The organism is Halopseudomonas salegens, assembly GCF_900105655.1.
Lineage (GTDB): Bacteria > Pseudomonadota > Gammaproteobacteria > Pseudomonadales > Pseudomonadaceae > Halopseudomonas > Halopseudomonas salegens.
Map to the genome: position 1 here is coordinate 2,754,875 of NZ_LT629787.1, position 19,390 is coordinate 2,774,264.

Annotated in this window: 17 protein-coding genes; 3 read left to right on the forward strand and 14 right to left on the reverse strand. The window is 58.9% G+C overall.

What is annotated here, in order from left to right:
* The first annotated feature begins 259 nt into the window (after positions 1-259).
* Together leuA and BLU07_RS12705 are read left to right on the forward strand one after the other, a co-directional pair.
* On the forward strand, positions 260-1,924 hold the full coding sequence (leuA, locus tag BLU07_RS12700) for a 2-isopropylmalate synthase (protein WP_092387500.1): 1,665 nt from the start codon (positions 260-262) through the stop codon (positions 1,922-1,924).
* 180 nt (positions 1,925-2,104) lie between these two features.
* Positions 2,105-3,217 (forward strand): alkene reductase, encoded by a 1,113-nt coding sequence (locus BLU07_RS12705; protein WP_092387502.1) that lies wholly within the window; start codon positions 2,105-2,107, stop codon positions 3,215-3,217.
* Between the two features lie 97 nt (positions 3,218-3,314).
* Here the strand turns inward: BLU07_RS12705 and der are convergent, their stop codons facing one another.
* The 12 genes from der to trmJ all read right to left on the reverse strand — a co-directional run bounded on the left by der (position 3,315) and on the right by trmJ (position 15,308).
* Complete coding sequence (der, locus tag BLU07_RS12710; protein ID WP_092387504.1) at positions 3,315-4,739, reverse strand: ribosome biogenesis GTPase Der; 1,425 nt, start codon at positions 4,737-4,739, stop codon at positions 3,315-3,317.
* A gap of 102 nt (positions 4,740-4,841) precedes the next feature.
* Positions 4,842-5,957: an outer membrane protein assembly factor BamB gene (bamB, locus tag BLU07_RS12715; protein ID WP_092389839.1), complete on the reverse strand. Its 1,116-nt coding sequence runs from the start codon at positions 5,955-5,957 to the stop codon at positions 4,842-4,844.
* Between the two features lie 26 nt (positions 5,958-5,983).
* The gene (locus tag BLU07_RS12720) at positions 5,984-6,625 is read right to left on the reverse strand and encodes a YfgM family protein (RefSeq protein ID WP_092387506.1); all 642 of its coding nucleotides are present in this window, start codon (positions 6,623-6,625) and stop codon (positions 5,984-5,986) included.
* A 41-nt stretch (positions 6,626-6,666) separates the two neighbouring features.
* Complete coding sequence (gene hisS / locus BLU07_RS12725) at positions 6,667-7,944, reverse strand: histidine--tRNA ligase (protein WP_407920076.1); 1,278 nt, start codon at positions 7,942-7,944, stop codon at positions 6,667-6,669.
* A gap of 15 nt (positions 7,945-7,959) precedes the next feature.
* A complete protein-coding gene (ispG, locus tag BLU07_RS12730; RefSeq protein WP_092387508.1) occupies positions 7,960-9,072 on the reverse strand; it encodes a flavodoxin-dependent (E)-4-hydroxy-3-methylbut-2-enyl-diphosphate synthase in 1,113 nt (370 codons plus the stop codon).
* Between the two features lie 9 nt (positions 9,073-9,081).
* On the reverse strand, positions 9,082-10,035 hold the full coding sequence (locus BLU07_RS12735; protein ID WP_092387510.1) for a helix-turn-helix domain-containing protein: 954 nt from the start codon (positions 10,033-10,035) through the stop codon (positions 9,082-9,084).
* A complete protein-coding gene (pilW, locus tag BLU07_RS12740; RefSeq protein WP_269434157.1) occupies positions 10,032-10,796 on the reverse strand; it encodes a type IV pilus biogenesis/stability protein PilW in 765 nt (254 codons plus the stop codon). Before pilW ends, BLU07_RS12735 begins: the two co-directional genes overlap by 4 nt.
* A gap of 23 nt (positions 10,797-10,819) precedes the next feature.
* Complete coding sequence (gene rlmN, locus BLU07_RS12745; protein ID WP_092389845.1) at positions 10,820-11,971, reverse strand: 23S rRNA (adenine(2503)-C(2))-methyltransferase RlmN; 1,152 nt, start codon at positions 11,969-11,971, stop codon at positions 10,820-10,822.
* A 35-nt stretch (positions 11,972-12,006) separates the two neighbouring features.
* Complete coding sequence (gene ndk / locus BLU07_RS12750; protein WP_092387512.1) at positions 12,007-12,438, reverse strand: nucleoside-diphosphate kinase; 432 nt, start codon at positions 12,436-12,438, stop codon at positions 12,007-12,009.
* A gap of 130 nt (positions 12,439-12,568) precedes the next feature.
* Positions 12,569-13,717 carry an IscS subfamily cysteine desulfurase gene (locus tag BLU07_RS12755; protein ID WP_092387514.1) on the reverse strand — a complete coding sequence of 383 codons (1,149 nt, stop codon included), beginning with the start codon at positions 13,715-13,717 and terminating at the stop codon, positions 12,569-12,571.
* 5 nt (positions 13,718-13,722) lie between these two features.
* Complete coding sequence (gene cysE, locus BLU07_RS12760) at positions 13,723-14,526, reverse strand: serine O-acetyltransferase (RefSeq protein WP_092387516.1); 804 nt, start codon at positions 14,524-14,526, stop codon at positions 13,723-13,725.
* 2 nt (positions 14,527-14,528) lie between these two features.
* Entirely contained in the window at positions 14,529-15,308 is a 780-nt protein-coding gene (gene trmJ / locus BLU07_RS12765; protein ID WP_231701636.1) for a tRNA (cytosine(32)/uridine(32)-2'-O)-methyltransferase TrmJ, read from the reverse strand.
* 125 nt (positions 15,309-15,433) lie between these two features.
* On the opposite strand from trmJ, the gene suhB reads away from it, so the two are divergent.
* Positions 15,434-16,249 (forward strand): type III secretion system regulator SuhB, encoded by an 816-nt coding sequence (suhB, locus tag BLU07_RS12770; RefSeq protein ID WP_092387520.1) that lies wholly within the window; start codon positions 15,434-15,436, stop codon positions 16,247-16,249.
* Positions 16,250-16,547: 298 nt separating this feature from the next.
* Here suhB and secF read toward each other — a convergent pair whose 3' ends face one another.
* Positions 16,548-17,462, reverse strand: a complete 915-nt coding sequence (secF, locus tag BLU07_RS12775) for a protein translocase subunit SecF (protein WP_092387522.1) — start codon at positions 17,460-17,462, stop codon at positions 16,548-16,550.
* A gap of 10 nt (positions 17,463-17,472) precedes the next feature.
* Complete coding sequence (secD, locus tag BLU07_RS12780) at positions 17,473-19,341, reverse strand: protein translocase subunit SecD (RefSeq protein WP_092387524.1); 1,869 nt, start codon at positions 19,339-19,341, stop codon at positions 17,473-17,475.
* Positions 19,342-19,390 lie beyond the last annotated feature (49 nt).

Here is a 19,390-nt window from a genome sequence, read left to right on the forward strand (position 1 = left end):
AAGGCTCTGCAAAAACCACCCGGGCTGCCGTAACTGGCCGCCTCGCCCGGTTTTTTCAACACCGGCATGAGCATCTTTCCGCAACAACACCCTGCCTGCTTTGTTTTTATTGCGCATAAAACGCCTATACAGGCGATTAATTTCTTTTTACGAGAAATGATTGCAATGCAATAGATGCTTTTCGTAGATTTACTGCAACAGATACCACTTTTCATGACTGCCACTCACAAGGTGGCGTCGTCGCAATGAGGAACCACCCATGCTCCGCGATCCGTCTCAACGCTACCGCCCTTTCGCCCCGGTCAATCTGCCTGACCGCCAATGGCCGTCCCGCACCATCACCGACGTGCCGGTGTGGTGCAGTTCTGACCTGCGCGATGGCAACCAGTCACTGATCGAGCCCATGGACCCGGAAAAGAAACTGCGCTTTTTCCAGACCCTGGTAGCGGTCGGCGTCAAGCAGATCGAGGTAGCCTTCCCGTCGGCATCACAGAACGATTTCGATTTCGTGCGCCGGCTGATCGAAGACGGGCATATTCCCGATGACGTGACCATTCAGGTACTGACCCAGGCACGGGATGATCTGATTGCGCGCACCTTCGAGTCCCTGCGGGGTGCCAAGCGTGCCATTGTGCATGTCTACAATGCCACCGCCCCCAGTTTCCGCCGCATCGTGTTCAAGCAGGACAAGGCCGGCGTCAAGGCGATCGCAGTCAATGCCGCGCAGACCATCCAGCGTCTGGCTGCCGAACAGCCCGACACCGAGTGGACCTTCCAGTATTCGCCGGAGATTTTCACCTCCACCGAACTGGATTTTGCCGTGGAGGTCTGTGATGCCGTGCTGGATGTCTGGCAACCGACCCCCGAGCGCAAGGTGATTCTCAATCTGCCGGCCACGGTGGAAGTGGCTACGCCGAACATCTACGCCGACCAGATCGAATGGTTCTGCCGGCATATCAGCCGGCGTGACAGTGTGCTGGTCAGCCTGCATACGCATAACGACCGTGGCACCGGTGTTGCGGCCACAGAGCTCGGTTTGCTGGCCGGCGCCGACCGGGTTGAAGGCTGCCTGTTCGGCAACGGTGAACGGACCGGTAATGTCGACCTGGTGACCCTGGCCTTGAACATGTACACCCAGGGCCTGCATCCGGGGCTGGATTTCTCCGACATTGATGCCGTTCGCAAGGTGGTCGAGGAATGCAACCAGTTGCCGGTACACCCCCGTCACCCCTATGTCGGCGACCTGGTGCATACCGCGTTTTCCGGCTCGCACCAGGACGCGATTCGCAAGGGCTTTGCCGTGCAATCGGCCGAGGGTATCTGGGAAGTCCCCTATCTGCCGATTGATCCGGCGGACATCGGGCGCAGCTATGAAGCGGTCATCCGCGTCAATAGCCAGTCCGGCAAGGGCGGCATTGCCTACCTGCTGGAGCAGGAATACGGCATCAGCCTGCCCCGTCGCATGCAGATCGAATTCAGCCAGGTGGTGCAGGGCGAAACCGACCGCCTCGGGCTGGAAATGACCGCACGACAAATCCACGATCTGCTCGACCGTGAGTACCTGCAAAATACCAGCCCCTACCAACTGCTCGGGCACCGTTTGCAGGAAGAAAACGGCACCAGCGTCGTCGATCTGCGCGTCAGCTACCGGGGTGAAGAGCTGCATTGGCATGGTATGGGTAAAGGCCCGCTGGAGGCCGTGGTTGCCGCTCTGCCGATCAAGACCGAAATCATGGATTACCATGAACACGCCATCGGCTCCGGCACTAACGCCCAGGCCGCCGCCTATATCGAGCTGCGCCTCGAGGGCGAGCGCTCGCTGCACGGCATCGGCATCAATGAAAACATTACCACAGCGAGCTTTCGCGCCCTGTTCAGCGCCCTGAACCGGGCACTGCAGCAGGCCGACGCCCAAGCGGCCTGAGTGGCGCTATGAAGCCCCTGGTTATTCCTGTTTCAGGCCCCGGCAGACATCGTCTCCCGGGGCCTGATAACAAGTGATACCGGATATTTATCGAGCCTTGCCAGCTTTCCGGAGCCGACGTATTGTCTGCGCACTGCCGCGCACTCGTCTGCGGTCCCGTCTGACTGCAAGGAGTTTCGCATGTCTGCATTCACTTTACTGCAACCCGCCAAGGTGGGTTCTCTGGATTTGCCCAACCGCGTCATCATGGCGCCTCTGACCCGTCAACGCTCGCAACAACCCGGCAACATCCCCCATGCGCTGAATGCCACCTATTACAGCCAGCGCGCCAATGCCGGGTTGATCATCAGCGAAGCCACTCAGGTGTGTCCGGAAGGCCAGGGCTACGCCTGGACCCCGGGCATCTACAGTGACGAGCAGATTGCCGGTTGGCAGCAAACCACGCAGGCGGTACATGATGCCGGTGGGCGTATATTCCTGCAGCTGTGGCATGTCGGGCGCATTTCGCACAACCTGCTGCAACCCGCTGCGGCTGACCCTGTCGCCCCTTCGGCCATCCAGGCCAAGGCTGAGTGTTTTGTTCAGGAGGCCAGCGGCAAGGCTTACAAGACGGCTACCGCCAAGCCCCGCGCACTGACCAGCGAAGAACTGGCCGGCGTGAAACAGGCCTATGCCGACGCCACCCGCAACGCCTTGCAGGCCGGCTTTGATGGCGTGGAAGTGCACGCCGCCAACGGCTATCTGCTGGATCAGTTTCTCTGCCCGAACAGCAACCAGCGCGAAGACGGCTATGGTGGCTCGATCGAGAACCGCGCCCGCTTTGTACTGGAAGTGCTGGATGAGGTCATTGCAGCCGCCGGCGACAGTGGCAAGGTGGGAATTCGCATTTCGCCGATGGGCACGTTCAACGGTGTGGCGGATGACAACCCGCAGGCCACCTTTGCCTACCTGGTCGGTGAACTGAACCAGCGCAATCTGGGTTATCTGCACGTCAACCGCCCGGACTGGGTTGGCGGTGTCTATGAAGGCTTTGACGAGCTGCTGGCGGAGATCCGCCAGGCCTATCAGGGCACCCTGATTCTGGCCGGCGGCATGACCGCAGAGAGCGGCGCTGCCGCCATTGAATCCGGGCTGGCTGACCTGATTGCCTTTGGCCGCCCTTATATCGCCAACCCGGATCTGGTGCAGCGCATCGAAGCCGGTGCCGAGTGGAACCAGATCAACCCGAAAACCCTGTATGGCGGGGCTGCCGAAGGCTATACCGATTACCCAGCCATGAGCCAGCAGGCTTAAGGCCGGCAGTCGCTGGAGGCTGGAGGTCTCTTTCTTGGGTGAGTGGCTGATATCACGCTAACAGTCAGCCACCCATACCAACATCAGGCTTCCGCTTTCAGCGTTTTTTCTTCTTCTTGCTATCCGCCATCAAACGCCGTTTCTTGTTCACCTGGCGATCCGACAGTTTGACCTTCTTCTCGGCAAAGGGGTTGTCGCCGCCCTTGTATTCGACCCGGATCGGCGTACCGGCCAGCTTGAGCACCTTGCGGAAGGTGTTTTCCAGGTAGCGGGTATAGGACTTGGGAATCGAGTCAACCTGGTTGCCATGCACGATAATGATCGGCGGATTGGAGCCGCCCAGGTGGGCGTAACGCAGCTTGATCCGACGGCTGTTGACCATCGGCGGCTGATGCTCCTTGACCGCATCCTCGAGGATTTCAGTCATGCGTTTGGTGGGCACTTTGGTCATTGCGCTGGCAAAGGCCTTGTCGACGGACTTGTAGAGCAAGCCGACACCGCTACCATGCAGGGCAGAGATAAAATGAATCTCGGCAAACTGGGCAAAGTGCAGGCGGCGTTCCAGCTCGATCTTCACGTAGCGCTTTTCACTGTCATCCATCCCGTCCCACTTGTTCACCGCCAGCACCAAGGCCCGGCCGGAGTCGATGACGAACCCAAGCAGGTTGAGGTCCTGCTCCACCACACCTTCACGGGCATCGATCACGAAGATCACCACATTGGCGTCCTTGATCGCTTGCAACGTCTTGATCACTGAAAACTTTTCCACCGTTTCGGCGATCCGTCCGCGCTTGCGCACCCCAGCGGTGTCGATCAACGTGTAGGGTTTTTCATGGCGCTCGAAGGGAATATAGATGCTGTCGCGCGTGGTACCGGCCTGATCAAACACCACCACACGGTCCTCACCCAGCATGCGGTTGACCAGCGTGGATTTACCCACGTTCGGCCGTCCGATCACGGCAATCCGCGTACCTATGGCTTCTACGCCCGGCAATACCCGACCCTCTTCGTCGGTACTGATCTCATCAGCCGCTTGAGGCTCGTTCAGCACAGCGTCCAGCAAGGGGTTGATATTGCGCCCGTGGGCAGCGGCAATACCGATGGGCGCTCCCAGGCCCAAGTGCGCAAATTCACCCAGAATGGAGTCCGGATCAGCCCCATCAATCTTGTTGGCAACCAGAAAGGTATGTTTGTTGCGTTTGCGCAGGTGGGTGGCAATGAGTTCGTCGCCCGGTGTACGCCCGGCGCGGGCATCGACCATAAAGAGCACGGCATCAGCTTCTTCAATCGCCTGCAGCGATTGCCCGGCCATCAACTCGTCAATGCCCTGCTCATCGCCGGTAATACCGCCGGTATCGATGACAATATAGTCCTGACCCTGCCAACTGGCCTCGCCATACTTGCGATCACGGGTAAGGCCGGCAAAATCGGCCACCAGGGCGTCGCGACTCTTGGTCAGGCGGTTGAACAGGGTGGATTTGCCGACATTCGGCCGCCCCACCAGGGCAATGACAGGAACCATGCTTTCTCCGTGCGCTGGGCACTATAAAAAATAAAACCGGCCGTGGCATCAGGCCACGGCCGGTAAAGTATAACCTGTTCCGTTGCGCGCGGGCGCTACGGCTTATTCGATGCGCAAGGCAACCAGATTGCCGCTGTTGCCATAGACAAACAAACGGTCGCCAACGGCAATCGGGGCGGCTCGCACACCCTTGCGATCCACTCGGGTGCGAGCGACCAGACGACCATCGGTTTGCGCCAACAGGTGCACATAACCCTCAAAGTCCGCGACCGCCACATAACTGCTGAAAGTCGTCGGCGCGGTCAACTGACGCCGGGCCAGACTGTCGTTGCTCCAGGCCGAAGCCCCGCTATTCTGATCAAAAGCTTCAACCGTGCCATCGGCACGGCTCAGGTAGACCTGACCGAAACCCGCTGCCGGGCCGTTGTGACTGGACGCCGAGCGTTGCCAGCGAAGTTCACCTGAGTTGCCATCAATGGCTGCCAGGTTGCCCTGAAAACTGGCGGCGTACACATTCTGCCCGCTGAGCAGCAAGTCACCATCGATATCCACCATCCGTTCCAGTTCGGAACGACCCTGCGGCTGGGCAATGCGTTGGTCCCATTGCAGCAAGCCGGAGCTGGCTTCCAGGGCCACGACACGGCCACCGGACATACCTGCAAACACCTGACGCAGCGTGGCGACTGGAGCAGCATGGCCTCGCACCGACAGTACCGACTGACTGGCTTCATAAATCCAGCGCTGCTCGCCGGTGGTAATGTCCAGGGCGGTCACCTTGTCATCCTGGGTCTGCACGACTACCACATCACCATTGGTCTGCGGCGGCGCCAGGACTTCACTGGTCATTTGCGCGCGCCAGGCTTCACTACCGTCATTGCTATCGAGCACAATGACCTCACCTTCACGCGTCCCCAACATGACGACGCCGGAACCGCTGCCCACCGCACCGGTGAGCGGCTCGTCCACGCGAGCTTGCCACTGTACCGAGCCGTCATCCCGGTCTACAGCCACAACCCGCCCGCTGGCGTCGGCGGCATACAGGGTAATACCGTCCAGTGAGGGCTGCAGGCGATTGAAGCCCCGCCCCTGTCCGCTGCCGACGTTGCGCCGCCAATCACGCTCCAGCTCGACTTCAGCAGTAAAATCTTCCAACTCAGCTGGCGGCAGAGTGTTGCCTGAGCTGCCACAGCCGGCCAGGACCAGTGTCGAGAGTCCCATTACCAAGGCAGGGTACTTGAAATTCACTAGGCTTCCTCCGCCAGATCGTCGAGTTTGAATTGCAGTTGCGGACGCGAGCGTGGATCGTTCAACGCCGCCAGGGCCGCCTTGTAGGCGGCGCGTGCATCAGCATCACGCCCCAAGGCCAGCAGCAAATCGCCGCGGACTTCTTCACGGCCGGCCAGCAGCTCGCCACTGACCGAGTCAGTGAACAGTGCAAGGGCTTCTTCATGCCGATCCTGCTCAGCCATCACGCGTGCCAGGCGTTGGCGGGCGACCTCTTTCAGTGCCGGATCCTTGATATCCCCAAGCACTTCCTGCAGCAGTGTTTCCGCCGCTGCAAAGTCACCGTTGTCGACAGCCAGACGCGCCTCCATCAAGGCGGCAAAGTTGGCATAGCGAGTGCCTGGATACTCTTCACGCAGCTGCTCAGCCAGTGCCTTGCCCTGGGTGCGCGCGGCTTCCGAATCCTGGCGCAAAACCACTTCCAGCATATTCTGATACAGGGTCGAGGCATTGGCTGCCTGGTTTTCCTGATAATTATTCCAGCCCTGCCAGCCAAACACGCCAGCCAGAGCCAGCACCACCCCGGTCAGCAGCGGCATGCCGTGCTGCTGCCAAAGCTCCTTGATCTTGGCTACCTGTTCTTCTTCTGTTTGGTAAGTCACCCGTCACTCCTTGCGCCCGGCGTTTGGCCCGAGCTTGTCTGTCATAGTAATTGTTGCAGCCGCGCGGCGATATCGGCCCAGGCCAGTTGTTCCTGCTCGCCGCCATCACGCAACGGCTTGAGACCGATGGTCTGCTCCAATGTCTCTTGCTCACCCAGAATCAGGGCATAAGGTGCGCCCGATTTATCCGCCTTCTTGAACTGGCTCTTGAAACTGCCGCCGCCACAATGCACCAGCATGCGTAGCTGCGGCAAGTCATCACGCAGCTGTTCGGCCAACTGCAGACCAGAGCGCTGGGCAGCCTCACCCACAGTGACCAGATAGACATCAAGCTGATTGGCCAGTTCAGCCGGCACCTGCTCCAACGTCTGGATCAACAGCAGCAAGCGCTCCAGCCCCATGGCAAAGCCAACCGCTGGAGCTGGCTTGCCACCCAGTTGCTGAACCAGCCCATCATAACGACCACCAGCACACACGGTACCCTGCGCACCCAGACGATCAGTCACCCATTCAAACACTGTCAGGCCATAGTAATCCAGACCACGCACCAGACGCGGATTGATACGGTACTCGACGCCAGCGGCATCCAGCAAAGCGCACAGTTGGGAAAAGTGTGCACGGGCCTCGTCATTCAGATAGTCGGCGAGCTTCGGGGCATCCACCAACAAGGCCTGGGTATCCGGATTCTTGCTGTCGAGTACACGCAACGGGTTGCTGTCCAGACGACGCTGGCTGTCAGCATCCAGTTGCTCGAAGCGTTCACGCAGGTAGGTTACCAGCGCATCGCGGTAACGGGCCCGATCTTCACTGCTGCCCAGGCTGTTGAGCTCCAGGGTAACCGCGTCCTGCAGCCCCAATTGACGCCACAGACGCGCGGTAAGCACGATCAACTCAGCGTCAATATCCGGGCCAGTCAGATTGAAGGTTTCCACGCCGATCTGGTGGAACTGACGATAGCGCCCTTTCTGGGGACGTTCATGACGAAACATCGGGCCGGTGTACCAGACCTTCTGTGCGACACCGCTGCCCAACAGACCATGCTCAAGCATGGCGCGCACACAGCCCGCCGTCCCTTCCGGACGCAACGTGAGCGAATCGCCATTGCGATCATCGAAGGTATACATTTCCTTTTCTACGATATCGGTCACTTCACCGATCGAGCGCTTGAACAGCTCGGTCGGCTCGACAATCGGCATACGGATCTGCTGATAACCGTAACCAGCCAGCAGTGTGGCCACCTTGGTTTCCAGATACTGCCAAAGAGCGCTGTCAGCAGGCAATATGTCATTCATGCCGCGCACGGCTTGCAGGGTTTTCACGTGGATATTCCTTTCTCAGCCGCGGACGATGGTATTGGCGTCCAGCGCCTGTTTGGCAGCGATCTTGTCGCGGATAATCTGTTCCAGATGATCAACCAGGTTGGCATTGTCGACCTTGCCGGCCGGGCTGCCATCCAGATAAACCAGGTTATTCGGGCTGCCGCCGGTCAGGCCGATGTCAGCCTCACGGGCTTCACCCGGGCCATTGACCACGCAACCAATCACAGCGACATCCAGAGGTACCAGGACATCGTCGAGCCGTGATTCCAGCTCGTTCATGGTCTTGACCACATCAAAGTTCTGTCGGGAACAACTCGGACAGGCAATGAAATTGATCCCGCGCGAACGCAATTGCAGGGATTTGAGAATATCAAAGCCAACTTTGATTTCTTCAACCGGGTCGGCGGCCAGGGAGACGCGGATGGTATCACCTATCCCTTCGGCCAGCAGCATACCCAGGCCAACGGCAGACTTCACCGTGCCCGAGCGCAGGCCGCCTGCCTCGGTAATCCCGAGGTGCAGCGGCTGCTCGATCTGCTGGGCCAACAGCCGGTAGGCCCCCACGGCCATGAACACATCAGACGCTTTGACGCTGACCTTGAACTCCTGAAAGTCCAACCGATCCAGGTGTTCGACATGCCGCAGTGCTGACTCCACCAGTGCTTCCGGCGTCGGCTCACCGTATTTCTTCTGCAAATCCTTTTCCAGCGAGCCGGCATTCACTCCGATTCGGATCGGAATTCCATGGTGCCGGGCCGCATCCACAACGGCCCGGACACGATCTTCGCGGCCGATATTGCCGGGGTTGATGCGCAGGCAATCAACCCCGAGCTCGGCAACCCGCAGGGCAATCTTGTAGTCAAAGTGAATATCCGCCACCAGCGGCAGATTGACCTGCTGGCGGATTTTGCCAAAAGCGTCAGCGGCTTCCATGCTCGGGACGGATACCCGCACGATGTCGGCGCCTGCAGCTTCCAGACGCTGAATCTGGGCCACGGTGGCTGCCACATCACAGGTTTCGGTGTTGGTCATGCTTTGCACCGAAATCGGAGCATCGCCGCCAACGGCAACCGAACCTACCTGTATCTGTCGTGATTGCCGACGCTTGATCGGGGAATGCTGATGCATGAATGCCTCTTACTCGCCCAGTCGAACTCTGACCACGCCTGATGCCTGGCCATTCCGGGTCAATTGAATGTCTTCATCATTGAAGCGCGCACTGGCAACTGCCTCAGCCGCGCCAAGTACCAATGCCATGCCACTGTCGTGCTGAAGATCCAGTGTCTGTCCGGCACGCATCAACTCGCTGTGCAATACCTGACCACCCAGACTGCTGACCTGGACCCAGCAATCGGCACTGAAGCTGAGCTGCAAGCGATTGTTCGCCCCCGCGACTACCAGCTCAGCGGTGGCGGGCGGCTCAACAATGTCAGCCGTTTCCGCTGTCTCTGCATTTGCCGAACCAGTCAGCTCGCCAGACTCGGTGACATCGGCAGATTCGCTTGTTTCTGCCTGCTCAATGTCAGGTGCAACCGCTACCGGGCTATCAGCTCCCTCGCTGGCAGTCATGCCATTTTGCAGCGGCTGCGGCAAGTCAAGCGAGTCAACGGCAATATCCCGGGTATCCGTCAGGGGGGTATCTTGCGGATACGACGAACGCTCACTGAGACTGGTCGGCTGATGCTCACGCCACCAGAAAAACAGCGACAGCAAGATTGCCAGCATGATCGCCAGGGTGCTCAGTTTGAACAGGGTATGGCTGCTGTTGGCCGGCGTCACCTTGCTGATGCCACTGACCTGGCGTTCACGGCTTTCAATCCCGCGCAGACGGTCGTAATCCAGCGCCAGACGGTTGGCATCCAACCCGAGCAAGCGGGCATAACTGCGGATGTAGCCGCGAGTAAAGGTGTCCCCCGGCAAACGATCGAAATCGCCACTCTCCAATAATTGCAGCGTGCGCGGCGACAGCTTCAGGCTGCTGGCCACGGCCTCCAGACTCAGTTGTTTTTCCTCCCGGCAAGCCGCCAGGACACTGGCAGGGTTATCCGGTAACGGCTGCTGCACATTGGGCTCGGCAACGGTATCGGTCATGGTTTGTCAGCTCCACCCAGGGCCTGGGCTTCAATACTTGCCGGATACAGTCTGCGCAACTGCAGGGCATAGCTGGCCGCCCGGTTGTGGTCTTCGAAACGTCGCGCCAATTGATAGCCAAGCCACAGGCTTGAGGCGTTCTGGCCGGACAACTGGGTAAAACGCAGATAGTTATCCCAGGCCCCGACATAATCCTGTTCGGCGAACTGGAGTTTCGCCAGTTCCAGCAAAGCCAGCGGCTGCCGGCTGTTCAGGCGCAATGATCGCTCAAAACTGGCCTTTGCAGCCGCTTGCTCGTCCAGAGCCAACTCGGTAAGGCCCAGATTGGCAAATACCCGTGAGCGCTCACCGTACAGTGGGTTGTCTGCTGCCTTGGTAAACAGCTCCCTGGCTTCCTCATAGCGCTCGCGCTCGAGCATGAAGGCACCAAAATTGTTCAGGATGCGCGGATTTTCCGGCTCGCTGGCCAGCGCCGCACGGAAGTGCTTCTCGGCATCGGCATATTCACCTTCCTGCTGGAACACCAGGGCCAGGGCAACATGCGCCGAGGCTGACTTGCTGTCCAGCTTCAATGCCTCAGTCAGCGGTGACTTGGCGCGCTCGGTTTCGCCTTGCTGCATATAGCCCAGACCCAGTTGAATATAGGCATCTGCGGCTGCCGCCGGGTCACTTTTTCGGGTCGGCTGCTCCATGGTCGTGGTGCAGGCCGTTATCATCAGGGCCAGACTCAGACTTGCAATCTTCAACATCGTCGTGCTCATCAGGCTTGCTCCTTGGCTTGATGCTATCGCCGGGACGGTGTGGTTGCAGCCGCATCCTCGACCTGTTCGGCCAACTGGCGAACTGCGATGTAACGCTCGCTACGGCGCGTCTTGTCCATTACCTGGCCAACCAGCTGGCCACAGGCAGCGTCGATATCCTCTCCACGCGTGGTGCGCACGGTAACATTGTATCCAGCCTGATACAGACAATCCTGAAAACGGCGAATGGCATTGTTGCTTGGCCGCTCGTAGCCGGAATGCGGGAAGGGATTGAAAGGAATCAGATTGATCTTGCACGGCGTCTCGCGCAGCAGGGCAACCAGTTCTTCGGCATGCTCGGGCTGGTCGTTGACGTCCTTGATCAGGGTGTATTCGATGGTCAGAAAACGCTTTTCGCCGAGACCCGCGATATACCGGTTGCAGGCCGGCAGCAGCACTTCCAGCGGGTACTTCTTGTTCAATGGCACCAGCTGATTGCGCAATGCGTTGTTCGGCGCGTGCAGCGACAGGGCCAGGGCCACATCGGTGTCCTTACCCAACTGTTCGATCATCGGCACGACACCCGAGGTCGACAGCGTCACCTTGCGCTTGGATATGCCATAGCCCAGATCATCCATCATCAGACGCATGGCATCCAGGACGTTGGCATAATTGAGCATGGGTTCACCCATACCCATCATCACCACATTGGTGATCGCGCGGTCAATTCTCGCCGGCACACTGCCAAAGGATTTATTGGCAACCCAGACCTGACCGATAATTTCTGCTGCGGTCAGGTCGCTGTTGAAGCCTTGCTTGCCGGTAGAACAAAAACTGCAGTCCAGGGCACAACCGGCCTGGGAGGAGACACACAGGGTGCCGCGCCCGTTCTGCGGAATATAGACAGTTTCCACGCAGCTGCCAGAGGCAACGCGCACCACCCATTTACGGGTACCGTCGGTGGAAATATCCTCGCTGACCACTTCCGGGCCGCGAATGTCAGCACAGGCGCGCAACTTCTCGCGCAGCGCCTTGCCCAGATTGGTCATCTGGTCGAAATCATCCACCCCGAAGTGATGGATCCATTTCATTACCTGACCGGCACGGAAACGCTTCTCCCCGATCTGCTCGAAAAATGCTTCGAGCTTGGGCAAGGTAAGGCCCAGCAGATTGGTTCTGGCGGTTGGCTCGGTCATGGTCATCACATCACTCGGGGTTGATGGTGCGTCCCTTATCGGGTACGCGGGCACAGCTCGGTTTCAGCGAAGAAGTAAGCGACTTCACGCGCCGCCGAGGTCGTGGAATCGGAACCGTGTACCGCATTGGCGTCGATCGACTCGGCGAAATCAGCACGAATGGTGCCGGCATCCGCTTCTTTCGGGTTGGTAGCCCCCATCAGCTCGCGGTTTTTCAATACTGCATTTTCGCCTTCCAGCACCTGCACAACAACCGGGCCAGAGGTCATGAAGCCAACCAGATCCTTGAAGAAGGGGCGCTCTTTGTGCTCGGCATAGAAGCCTTCAGCATCAGCTTGCGACAGCTGAACCATTTTCGCCGCAACGACGCTCAGACCAGCGTTTTCAAAACGGCTCAGAATCTGGCCAATCACGTTTTTGGCAACAGCATCGGGCTTGATAATCGACAGGGTGCGTTCTACAGCCATGGGTTTCTCCGGTTAAAGTGGATCAATGGGTTATATAAACTTGTTAACCTACGGATTATACGCAGGTTCAGTGCAAATGCGTAACAGGCTGCACCGGGTGTGCGCAAGTTTTATTCAGGCCTGATGCCGGTCAGCGACGCAAAGCGGCCAATGCCCGAGACAGACTATCGACTGCTGCGTCCACATCCGACTCACTGGTGAACCGACCCAGGGATAACCGCAGCGAACTCTGGGCCAATGCATCCGGCACACCTATGCCGCGCAGCACGTAGGAAGGCTCTACCGCCGCCGAGGTGCACGCCGAACCGGTAGACAGCGCCAGGTCTTTCAAGGCCAGCAGCAACAACTCGCCATCGACATCAGCAAAAGCCAGATTGAGGTTATGCGGGACCCGCTGCTCGGCGCTCCCGTTCAGGGTGACGCCCGGTACCTCAGCGATACCGGACAACAAGCGATCGCGCAGCCCCGCAATGCGCACCGTTTCGGTGGACATTTCAGCATCGGCGAGAGCGAAAGCAGCCCCCATGCCGACAATCTGATGGGTCGGCAAGGTGCCGGAACGCAGCCCCCGCTCGTGTCCGCCGCCATGGATCTGTGCCTGCAGCTGCAAGCCTGCCGAGCGCCGCACATAAAGCGCACCAACACCCTTTGGCCCGTAGCTTTTGTGTGCACTGAAGGACATCAGATCCACCGGCAAGCTGCGCAAATCAATCGCCAGCTTGCCGGTGGACTGTGCCGCATCCACATGCAGGGGGACGCCATGATCTCGCGCTACCTGACCCAGGGCAGCAATATCATTGATGGTGCCGATTTCGTTGTTGACGTGCATCAGTGATACCAGCAGGGTATCGTCGCGCAAGGCTGCAGCCAACTGCTGCGGCCGGATAACGCCACTGGCATCGGGACGCAAGTAGGTCACTTCGAACCCCTCGCGCTCCAACTGCTGACAACTGTCCAGCACCGCCTTGTGTTCAATGGCCGAGGTAATCAGGTGCCGACCACGCTCGCGCCCGGCCTGGGCAATGCCCTTGATCGCCAGGTTATTGGACTCGGTAGCGCCTGAGGTCCAGACGATTTCGCGCGGATCCGCCTTCACCAGATCGGCGATTTGTCGCCGCGCCAGCTCGACCGCCTCCTCCGCCTGCCAGCCATACAGGTGCGAGCGTGAGGCCGGGTTGGCAAAATTGCCATCCATGGTCAGGCAGGCCGTCATCTGCTCGGCAACTCTGGGGTCGACCGGCGTGGTTGCAGCGTAGTCAAGATAAATCGGTTTTTTCATGCCACTCAGCCCTGTTTGCCGGACGCGGGCGCGGAACCGACAGGCGCATCATCCTTGAGCGCTTCGAAATCGTGATCATCCAGCGATGGCAGATCCTTGGCGCAGTAATCACTGCCCAGCTCCTTCAACGCGCCGCACATGCCTTCGATACGGCTGTCCACCGCATGCATGTGGTCGAGCATCTGGCCAATCGCCTTGGCCACCGGATCCGGCGTGTCCTGGCTGACACCATAGGCGTCGAAACCCAGCTTTTCCGCCATGGCCTGTCGCTTGCGGTCCTGCTCATCGCCCTGCGGCTCACGCATGATCACCCGTCCCGGAATACCCACGACCGTCGCTTCCGCCGGTACTGCCTTGGTGACCACGGCATTGGAGCCTATCTTGGCATTCTTGCCGACAGTGAACGGCCCCAGCACCTTGGCCCCGGCACCCACGACCACGCCATCTTCCAGCGTCGGATGCCGCTTGCCCTTGTTCCAGCTGGTACCGCCCAGGGTAACTCCCTGATACAGGGTGACATCGTCACCAATCTCGGCAGTCTCGCCAATCACCACACCCATGCCATGGTCGATAAAGAAGCGGTGCCCGATTTTCGCCCCGGGATGAATCTCGATACCCGTAGTCCAGCGCGCAAAATTGGATACCGTTCGCGCCAGCCAGAAAGCCTTGCGGGTCCATAACGCATGTGCCAGATGATGCCACCACACCGCATGCAGCCCCGGGTAGCAGGTCATCACCTCGAAAGTGTTGCGCGCTGCCGGGTCACGATGGAAAACGCTGGCAATATCTTCTTTCATGCGTTTGAACATGTTCAGTCTCTCCGCGCACCGGCCGGTTTGACGCCGATGGCTTTCTGGGTTTCGGTCAGTATCCCCCGCAGGATATTCATTTCCATGCGGTTCAGCCCGCTGCGGCTGTACAGACGGCGCAAACGCGGCATCAGTTGTCGTGGTTTCTGCGGGTTGTGGAAGCCGATTTCAACCAGCACCTGCTCCAGGTGCTGAAAATAGTTCTCCATATCCGCCACACTGACCGGCAAATCATGTTCCCGTGCAGTGACCGTGGCTTTTTCCAGTTTGGTCGGCTGCTGCGCCCACTGCAACCAGAGCATGCGCAACTCATAGCTGACCACCTGCACCGCTGCCGCGAGATTCAGCGAGCTGAACGCCGGGTCCGAGGGGATATGAATGTGATACTGGCAACGCTGCAGCTCTTCACTCGTCAGGCCGGAATCTTCACGCCCAAAGACCAGCGCAACATCGCCCTGCGGCATATCACGCAGATGTTCCAGACTGGTTTGCGCCGCCTCGCGCGGATCGAGTACCGGCCAGGGAATGCGTCGATCACGGGCACTGGTACCCAACACCAGCTGGCAATCGGCAATCGCTTCTTGCAGGCTGCCGACGACTTGCGCGTGTTGAAGGACATCATCGGCACCCGACGCACGGGCACTGGCGTCGGCATCCGGGAAACGCCGTGGCTCAACCAGCACCAGACGCTGCAGACCCATATTCTTCATCGCCCGGGCAGCAGCACCGATATTACCGGGATGGCTGGTATTGACCAGAACCACTCGAATTCTTTCCAGCACAGACACCTCCGGGGGAAAACGGACCCGACATCTTACAAAAGCCAGGACATAAAGACCATTCATGTATTGTTCAGTGTCTGCTACAATTTCCGGCTTTTCACCATTCCTCAGTTGAGATACACCCTATGCAGCCCATGTTGAACATCGCCCTGCGCGCCGCCCGCAGCGCGGGAGAATTGATTTACCGCTCCATGGAACGCCTGGATGTGCTCAGCGTCAGTGAAAAAGACGCTCATGATTACGTGTCCGAAATCGACCACTCGGCGGAGCGCACCATCATCCAGCACCTGCAGAAAGCCTACCCCGATCACGGCATCCATGCCGAAGAATCCGGTTTTATGCCCGGCCGCGGCGAAGGCGCAGATACGGTCTGGATCATCGACCCGCTGGATGGCACCACCAACTTCCTGCGCGGTGTGCCGCATTTTGCCGTCAGCATTGCCTGTCGGGTCAAAGGCCGCCTCGAGCACGCGGTAGTACTTGATCCGGTGCGCCAGGAAGAGTTTACTGCCAGCCGTGGCCGCGGTGCCGGATTGAATGGCCGTCGCCTGCGGGTGACCAACCGCAAAAGTCTGGATGGTGCTCTGCTGGGTACCGGCTTTCCGTTCCGCGACAACCAGATGGACGGCCTGGACAACTATCTGGCCATGTTCCGTGACCTGGTCGGCCAGACCGCCGGCATACGTCGCTGCGGTGCAGCGAGCCTGGATCTGGCCTATGTAGCCGCCGGGCGCTATGACGCCTTCTGGGAATCCGGGCTGGCCGAGTGGGATATGGCTGCAGGCAGCCTGCTGATTCAGGAAGCCGGCGGGCTGGTCAGTGATTTCAGTGGTGGCCATGGTCACCTAGAGAAAGGGCACATTGTTGCCGGCAACCCGAAGTGTTTCAAAGCGGTATTGACGGCCATCCAGCCGCATCTTACGCCGGCCATGAAACGCTAGGAAACCGCTTAAAACCACCTGCGCTCCAAGCGGCTTCTCGCTATATCCACTGCAAAAAAACCACAGCTGGCTGTGGTTTTTTTATGCCTGCGCAAACGATCAGAGCCGGAAGCGACCGACCAGATCGCTCAACCCCACCGGCAGGCGCGACAACTCACGACTGGAGCTGCTGGTCTGCTCGGCACCCGCTGCCGGCTGGGTCGGCCGACATTGGTGCCGGCTTGAAGATTTTTCTCCTTTGAAAACAAAACAAGCAGCCCATGGGCTGCTTGTCAGTGTAGAACATACGGGCTCATGTTCAGGGCCGTGCGTCTTCCTCTTCTTCCAGCTGTGGCGGAATCAGATCTTCCCGTGTCAGTCGCATGGTCATCAGCAAACCATTGGAAACGTAAATGGACGAGTAGGTACCGATAATCACACCGATCAGCAGCGCAAGGGCAAAGCCGTAGATGTTTTCGCCACCAAAGATCAACAGGGCCAACAACACCAGAATGGTGGATGCCGACGTCGCCAGGGTTCGTGCCAAGGTCTGGGTTGTCGAGACGTTGATCACTTCTTCCAGGTCGGCCTTGTGCATCAAGCGCAGGTTTTCCCGTACCCGGTCAAACACCACGATAGTGTCATTCAACGAGTAGCCGATCACCGCCAGCAACGCAGCCAGAACAGTCAGATCAAAAGACAGACCGAAGATGGAAAAAACACCCAGGGTAAAGATGACGTCGTGCACCAATGCAACAATGGCGCCTACGGCAAACTTCATCTGGAAGCGCAGAGTCACGTACAGAAGCACGCCAGCCATGGCCAGCAGCAACCCCATACCCCCTTTATCACGCAGTTCTTCCCCTACTTGCGGGCCGATAAACTCGACCCGACTGACCGTCAAGTCACCACCCTCTTCTCGCTGCATCAGATCGGCGATCTCGCTACCCAGGTTGGGGTTATCGCTGGCGAGGCGAATGATCACATCCTGCGACGAGCCAAAGTTCTGCACGATGGCATCTTCCCAGCCGGCGCCCTGCAGCGTCTGGCGAATATTCTGCAGGTCTGCAGCCTGGCTGTAATTCAGTTCAACCAGAGCCCCACCGGTAAAATCGAGACCCAGATTGAGCTGTTTGTAAGCCAGGCTGGCAATGGATCCCACCATAAGCACAATAGCTATCGCGAAGAACAGCTTGCGCAGCGCCATGAACTTGATCGTTTTCTTGGTAATCATAGGGCGCTCCTTATAGCCAGAGTTTCTTGAGGTCGCGACCGCCGACACTCAAGTTAACCATGGCCCGGGTAACAATAATGGCACTGAACATGGAAGTCAGAATGCCTAGCGACAGCGTTACCGCAAAGCCCTTGATCGGCCCGGTACCCATGGCGAACAGAATCACGCCGACCAGCAAGGTGGTCAGGTTGCCGTCGATAATCGCCGAGAACGCCTTGTCGTAGCCCTCATGAATGGCACGCTGAATCGCCACACCCGAGGCCACTTCTTCCTTGATCCGCGAAAAGATCAACACATTGGCATCCACCGCCATACCCAGGGTCAAAACGATCCCGGCAATGCCTGGCAGGGTCAGAGTAGCGCCCAGCATGGACATCAGTGCCAGCAACAACACCAGGTTGAAGCTCAGGGCGATCCCGGACAACACACCAAAGGCCTTGTAGACCACGACCATGAAGGCCAGCACCAGCAAAAAGCCGATTTGCGTAGCAGTGATGCCGCGGGCAATGTTTTCTGCGCCCAGGCTCGGACCGATAGTGCGCTCTTCAACAAAGTACATGGGCGCTGCCAGACCACCGGCTCGCAACAACAGCGCCAATTCGGACGCTTCCGCCGGCGAACTCAGACCGGTAATACGGAACTGGTTACCCAGAGTGCTCTGAATGGTTGCCAGGCTGATGATCGACTTTTCTTCAACGAAGGCCGGTACCTCGACCTCCTGCATCACGCCATCCACTTCCTGCTGCACGGTACGACTGATCTGCCGCTGCTCAATAAAGAGTACCGCCATGCCACGACCGACATTGGTGCGGGTAGCGCGGGTCATCAATTCGCCGCCGTGACCATCCAGGCGAATGTTTACCTGCGGACGGCCATTTTCATCAAAGTTGGACTGGGCATCAGTCACCTGATCACCGGTCAGGATGATACTGCGCTCGACGTCCGCCGGGGGACGGCTGCCATCACGGAACTCAAAGGTTTCTACCGTAGCCCTGGCCGCACCGCGGTCTGCCGCCAGACGGAACTCGAGATTGGCGGTTTGCCCAAGAATACGCTTGGCTTCGGCGGTATCCTGTACCCCCGGCAGCTCCACCACGATACGGTTGGCGCCCTGACGCTGAACCAGTGGTTCAGCCACACCCAGTTCATTGACCCGGTTGCGCACGGTGGTCAGGTTCTGGCGCACGGCGTATTCGCGGATCTCCTGCATTTCGGCATCGCTCAGGGTCAGCCGCAGTACCTCCAGCTCCTCACGCTCAACCGTTTCGAACTGGAATTGGGTGTAGTTGCGGTTGATTTCACGTTGCGCCTCGCTCAACTGCTCGCTGTCAGTAAAGCCGAATTGCAGCACGTTTCCCTGGCTGGGCAGGCTGCGATAACGCACACGAGCCTCGCGCAGGGTTGTGCGCAGCTCGCTTTCATAAACGTTAACGCGATTCTCGATCGCCCGCTCCATGTCGACTTCCAGCAGGAAGTGCACACCGCCGGAGAGGTCCAGACCCAGGTTCATCGGGCCAGCACCGATATTGACCAGCCAGTCTGGCGTGGTTGGTGCCAGATTCTGCGCCACCACATAGCGCTGACCCAGGGCATCACGCACCACATCCTGAGCCGGCAACTGATCGGCACGATTGACCAGACGAATCAGGCCGGAACGGTCATTGGCGCCCAACTCGGTGCCCTTGCTCTCGATACCCGCTTCGCGCAGGGCTTCTTCCATGAGGATCAGGTCAGAGGTTTCGATGGTCTGTGCCGAGCTGGCACCAGAAATCTGGATCGCCGGATCATCCGGATACAGGTTCGGCAGGGCGTAAACAACGCCCAGGGCAAGTACCAGCACGACCAGCAGGTATTTCCATACAGGGTAACGATTGAGCATAACAGGGCCCGATAACGATCAGGGCGCCCTGAAGGCGCCCGAATACGAT

Coding starts and splice junctions, on each gene's coding strand:
- secF (WP_092387522.1), bottom strand. CDS start 17,462: ATGATTACCAAGAAAACGATCAAGTTCATGGCGCTGCGCAAGCTGTTC.
- pilW (WP_269434157.1), bottom strand. CDS start 10,796: ATGAGCACGACGATGTTGAAGATTGCAAGTCTGAGTCTGGCCCTGATG.
- BLU07_RS12705 (WP_092387502.1), top strand. CDS start 2,105: ATGTCTGCATTCACTTTACTGCAACCCGCCAAGGTGGGTTCTCTGGAT.
- secD (WP_092387524.1), bottom strand. CDS start 19,341: ATGCTCAATCGTTACCCTGTATGGAAATACCTGCTGGTCGTGCTGGTA.
- suhB (WP_092387520.1), top strand. CDS start 15,434: ATGCAGCCCATGTTGAACATCGCCCTGCGCGCCGCCCGCAGCGCGGGA.
- rlmN (WP_092389845.1), bottom strand. CDS start 11,971: ATGACCGAGCCAACCGCCAGAACCAATCTGCTGGGCCTTACCTTGCCC.
- ndk (WP_092387512.1), bottom strand. CDS start 12,438: ATGGCTGTAGAACGCACCCTGTCGATTATCAAGCCCGATGCTGTTGCC.
- bamB (WP_092389839.1), bottom strand. CDS start 5,957: ATGGGACTCTCGACACTGGTCCTGGCCGGCTGTGGCAGCTCAGGCAAC.
- ispG (WP_092387508.1), bottom strand. CDS start 9,072: ATGCATCAGCATTCCCCGATCAAGCGTCGGCAATCACGACAGATACAG.
- der (WP_092387504.1), bottom strand. CDS start 4,739: ATGGTTCCTGTCATTGCCCTGGTGGGGCGGCCGAATGTCGGCAAATCC.
- BLU07_RS12755 (WP_092387514.1), bottom strand. CDS start 13,717: ATGAAAAAACCGATTTATCTTGACTACGCTGCAACCACGCCGGTCGAC.
- BLU07_RS12735 (WP_092387510.1), bottom strand. CDS start 10,035: ATGACCGATACCGTTGCCGAGCCCAATGTGCAGCAGCCGTTACCGGAT.
- cysE (WP_092387516.1), bottom strand. CDS start 14,526: ATGTTCAAACGCATGAAAGAAGATATTGCCAGCGTTTTCCATCGTGAC.
- leuA (WP_092387500.1), top strand. CDS start 260: ATGCTCCGCGATCCGTCTCAACGCTACCGCCCTTTCGCCCCGGTCAAT.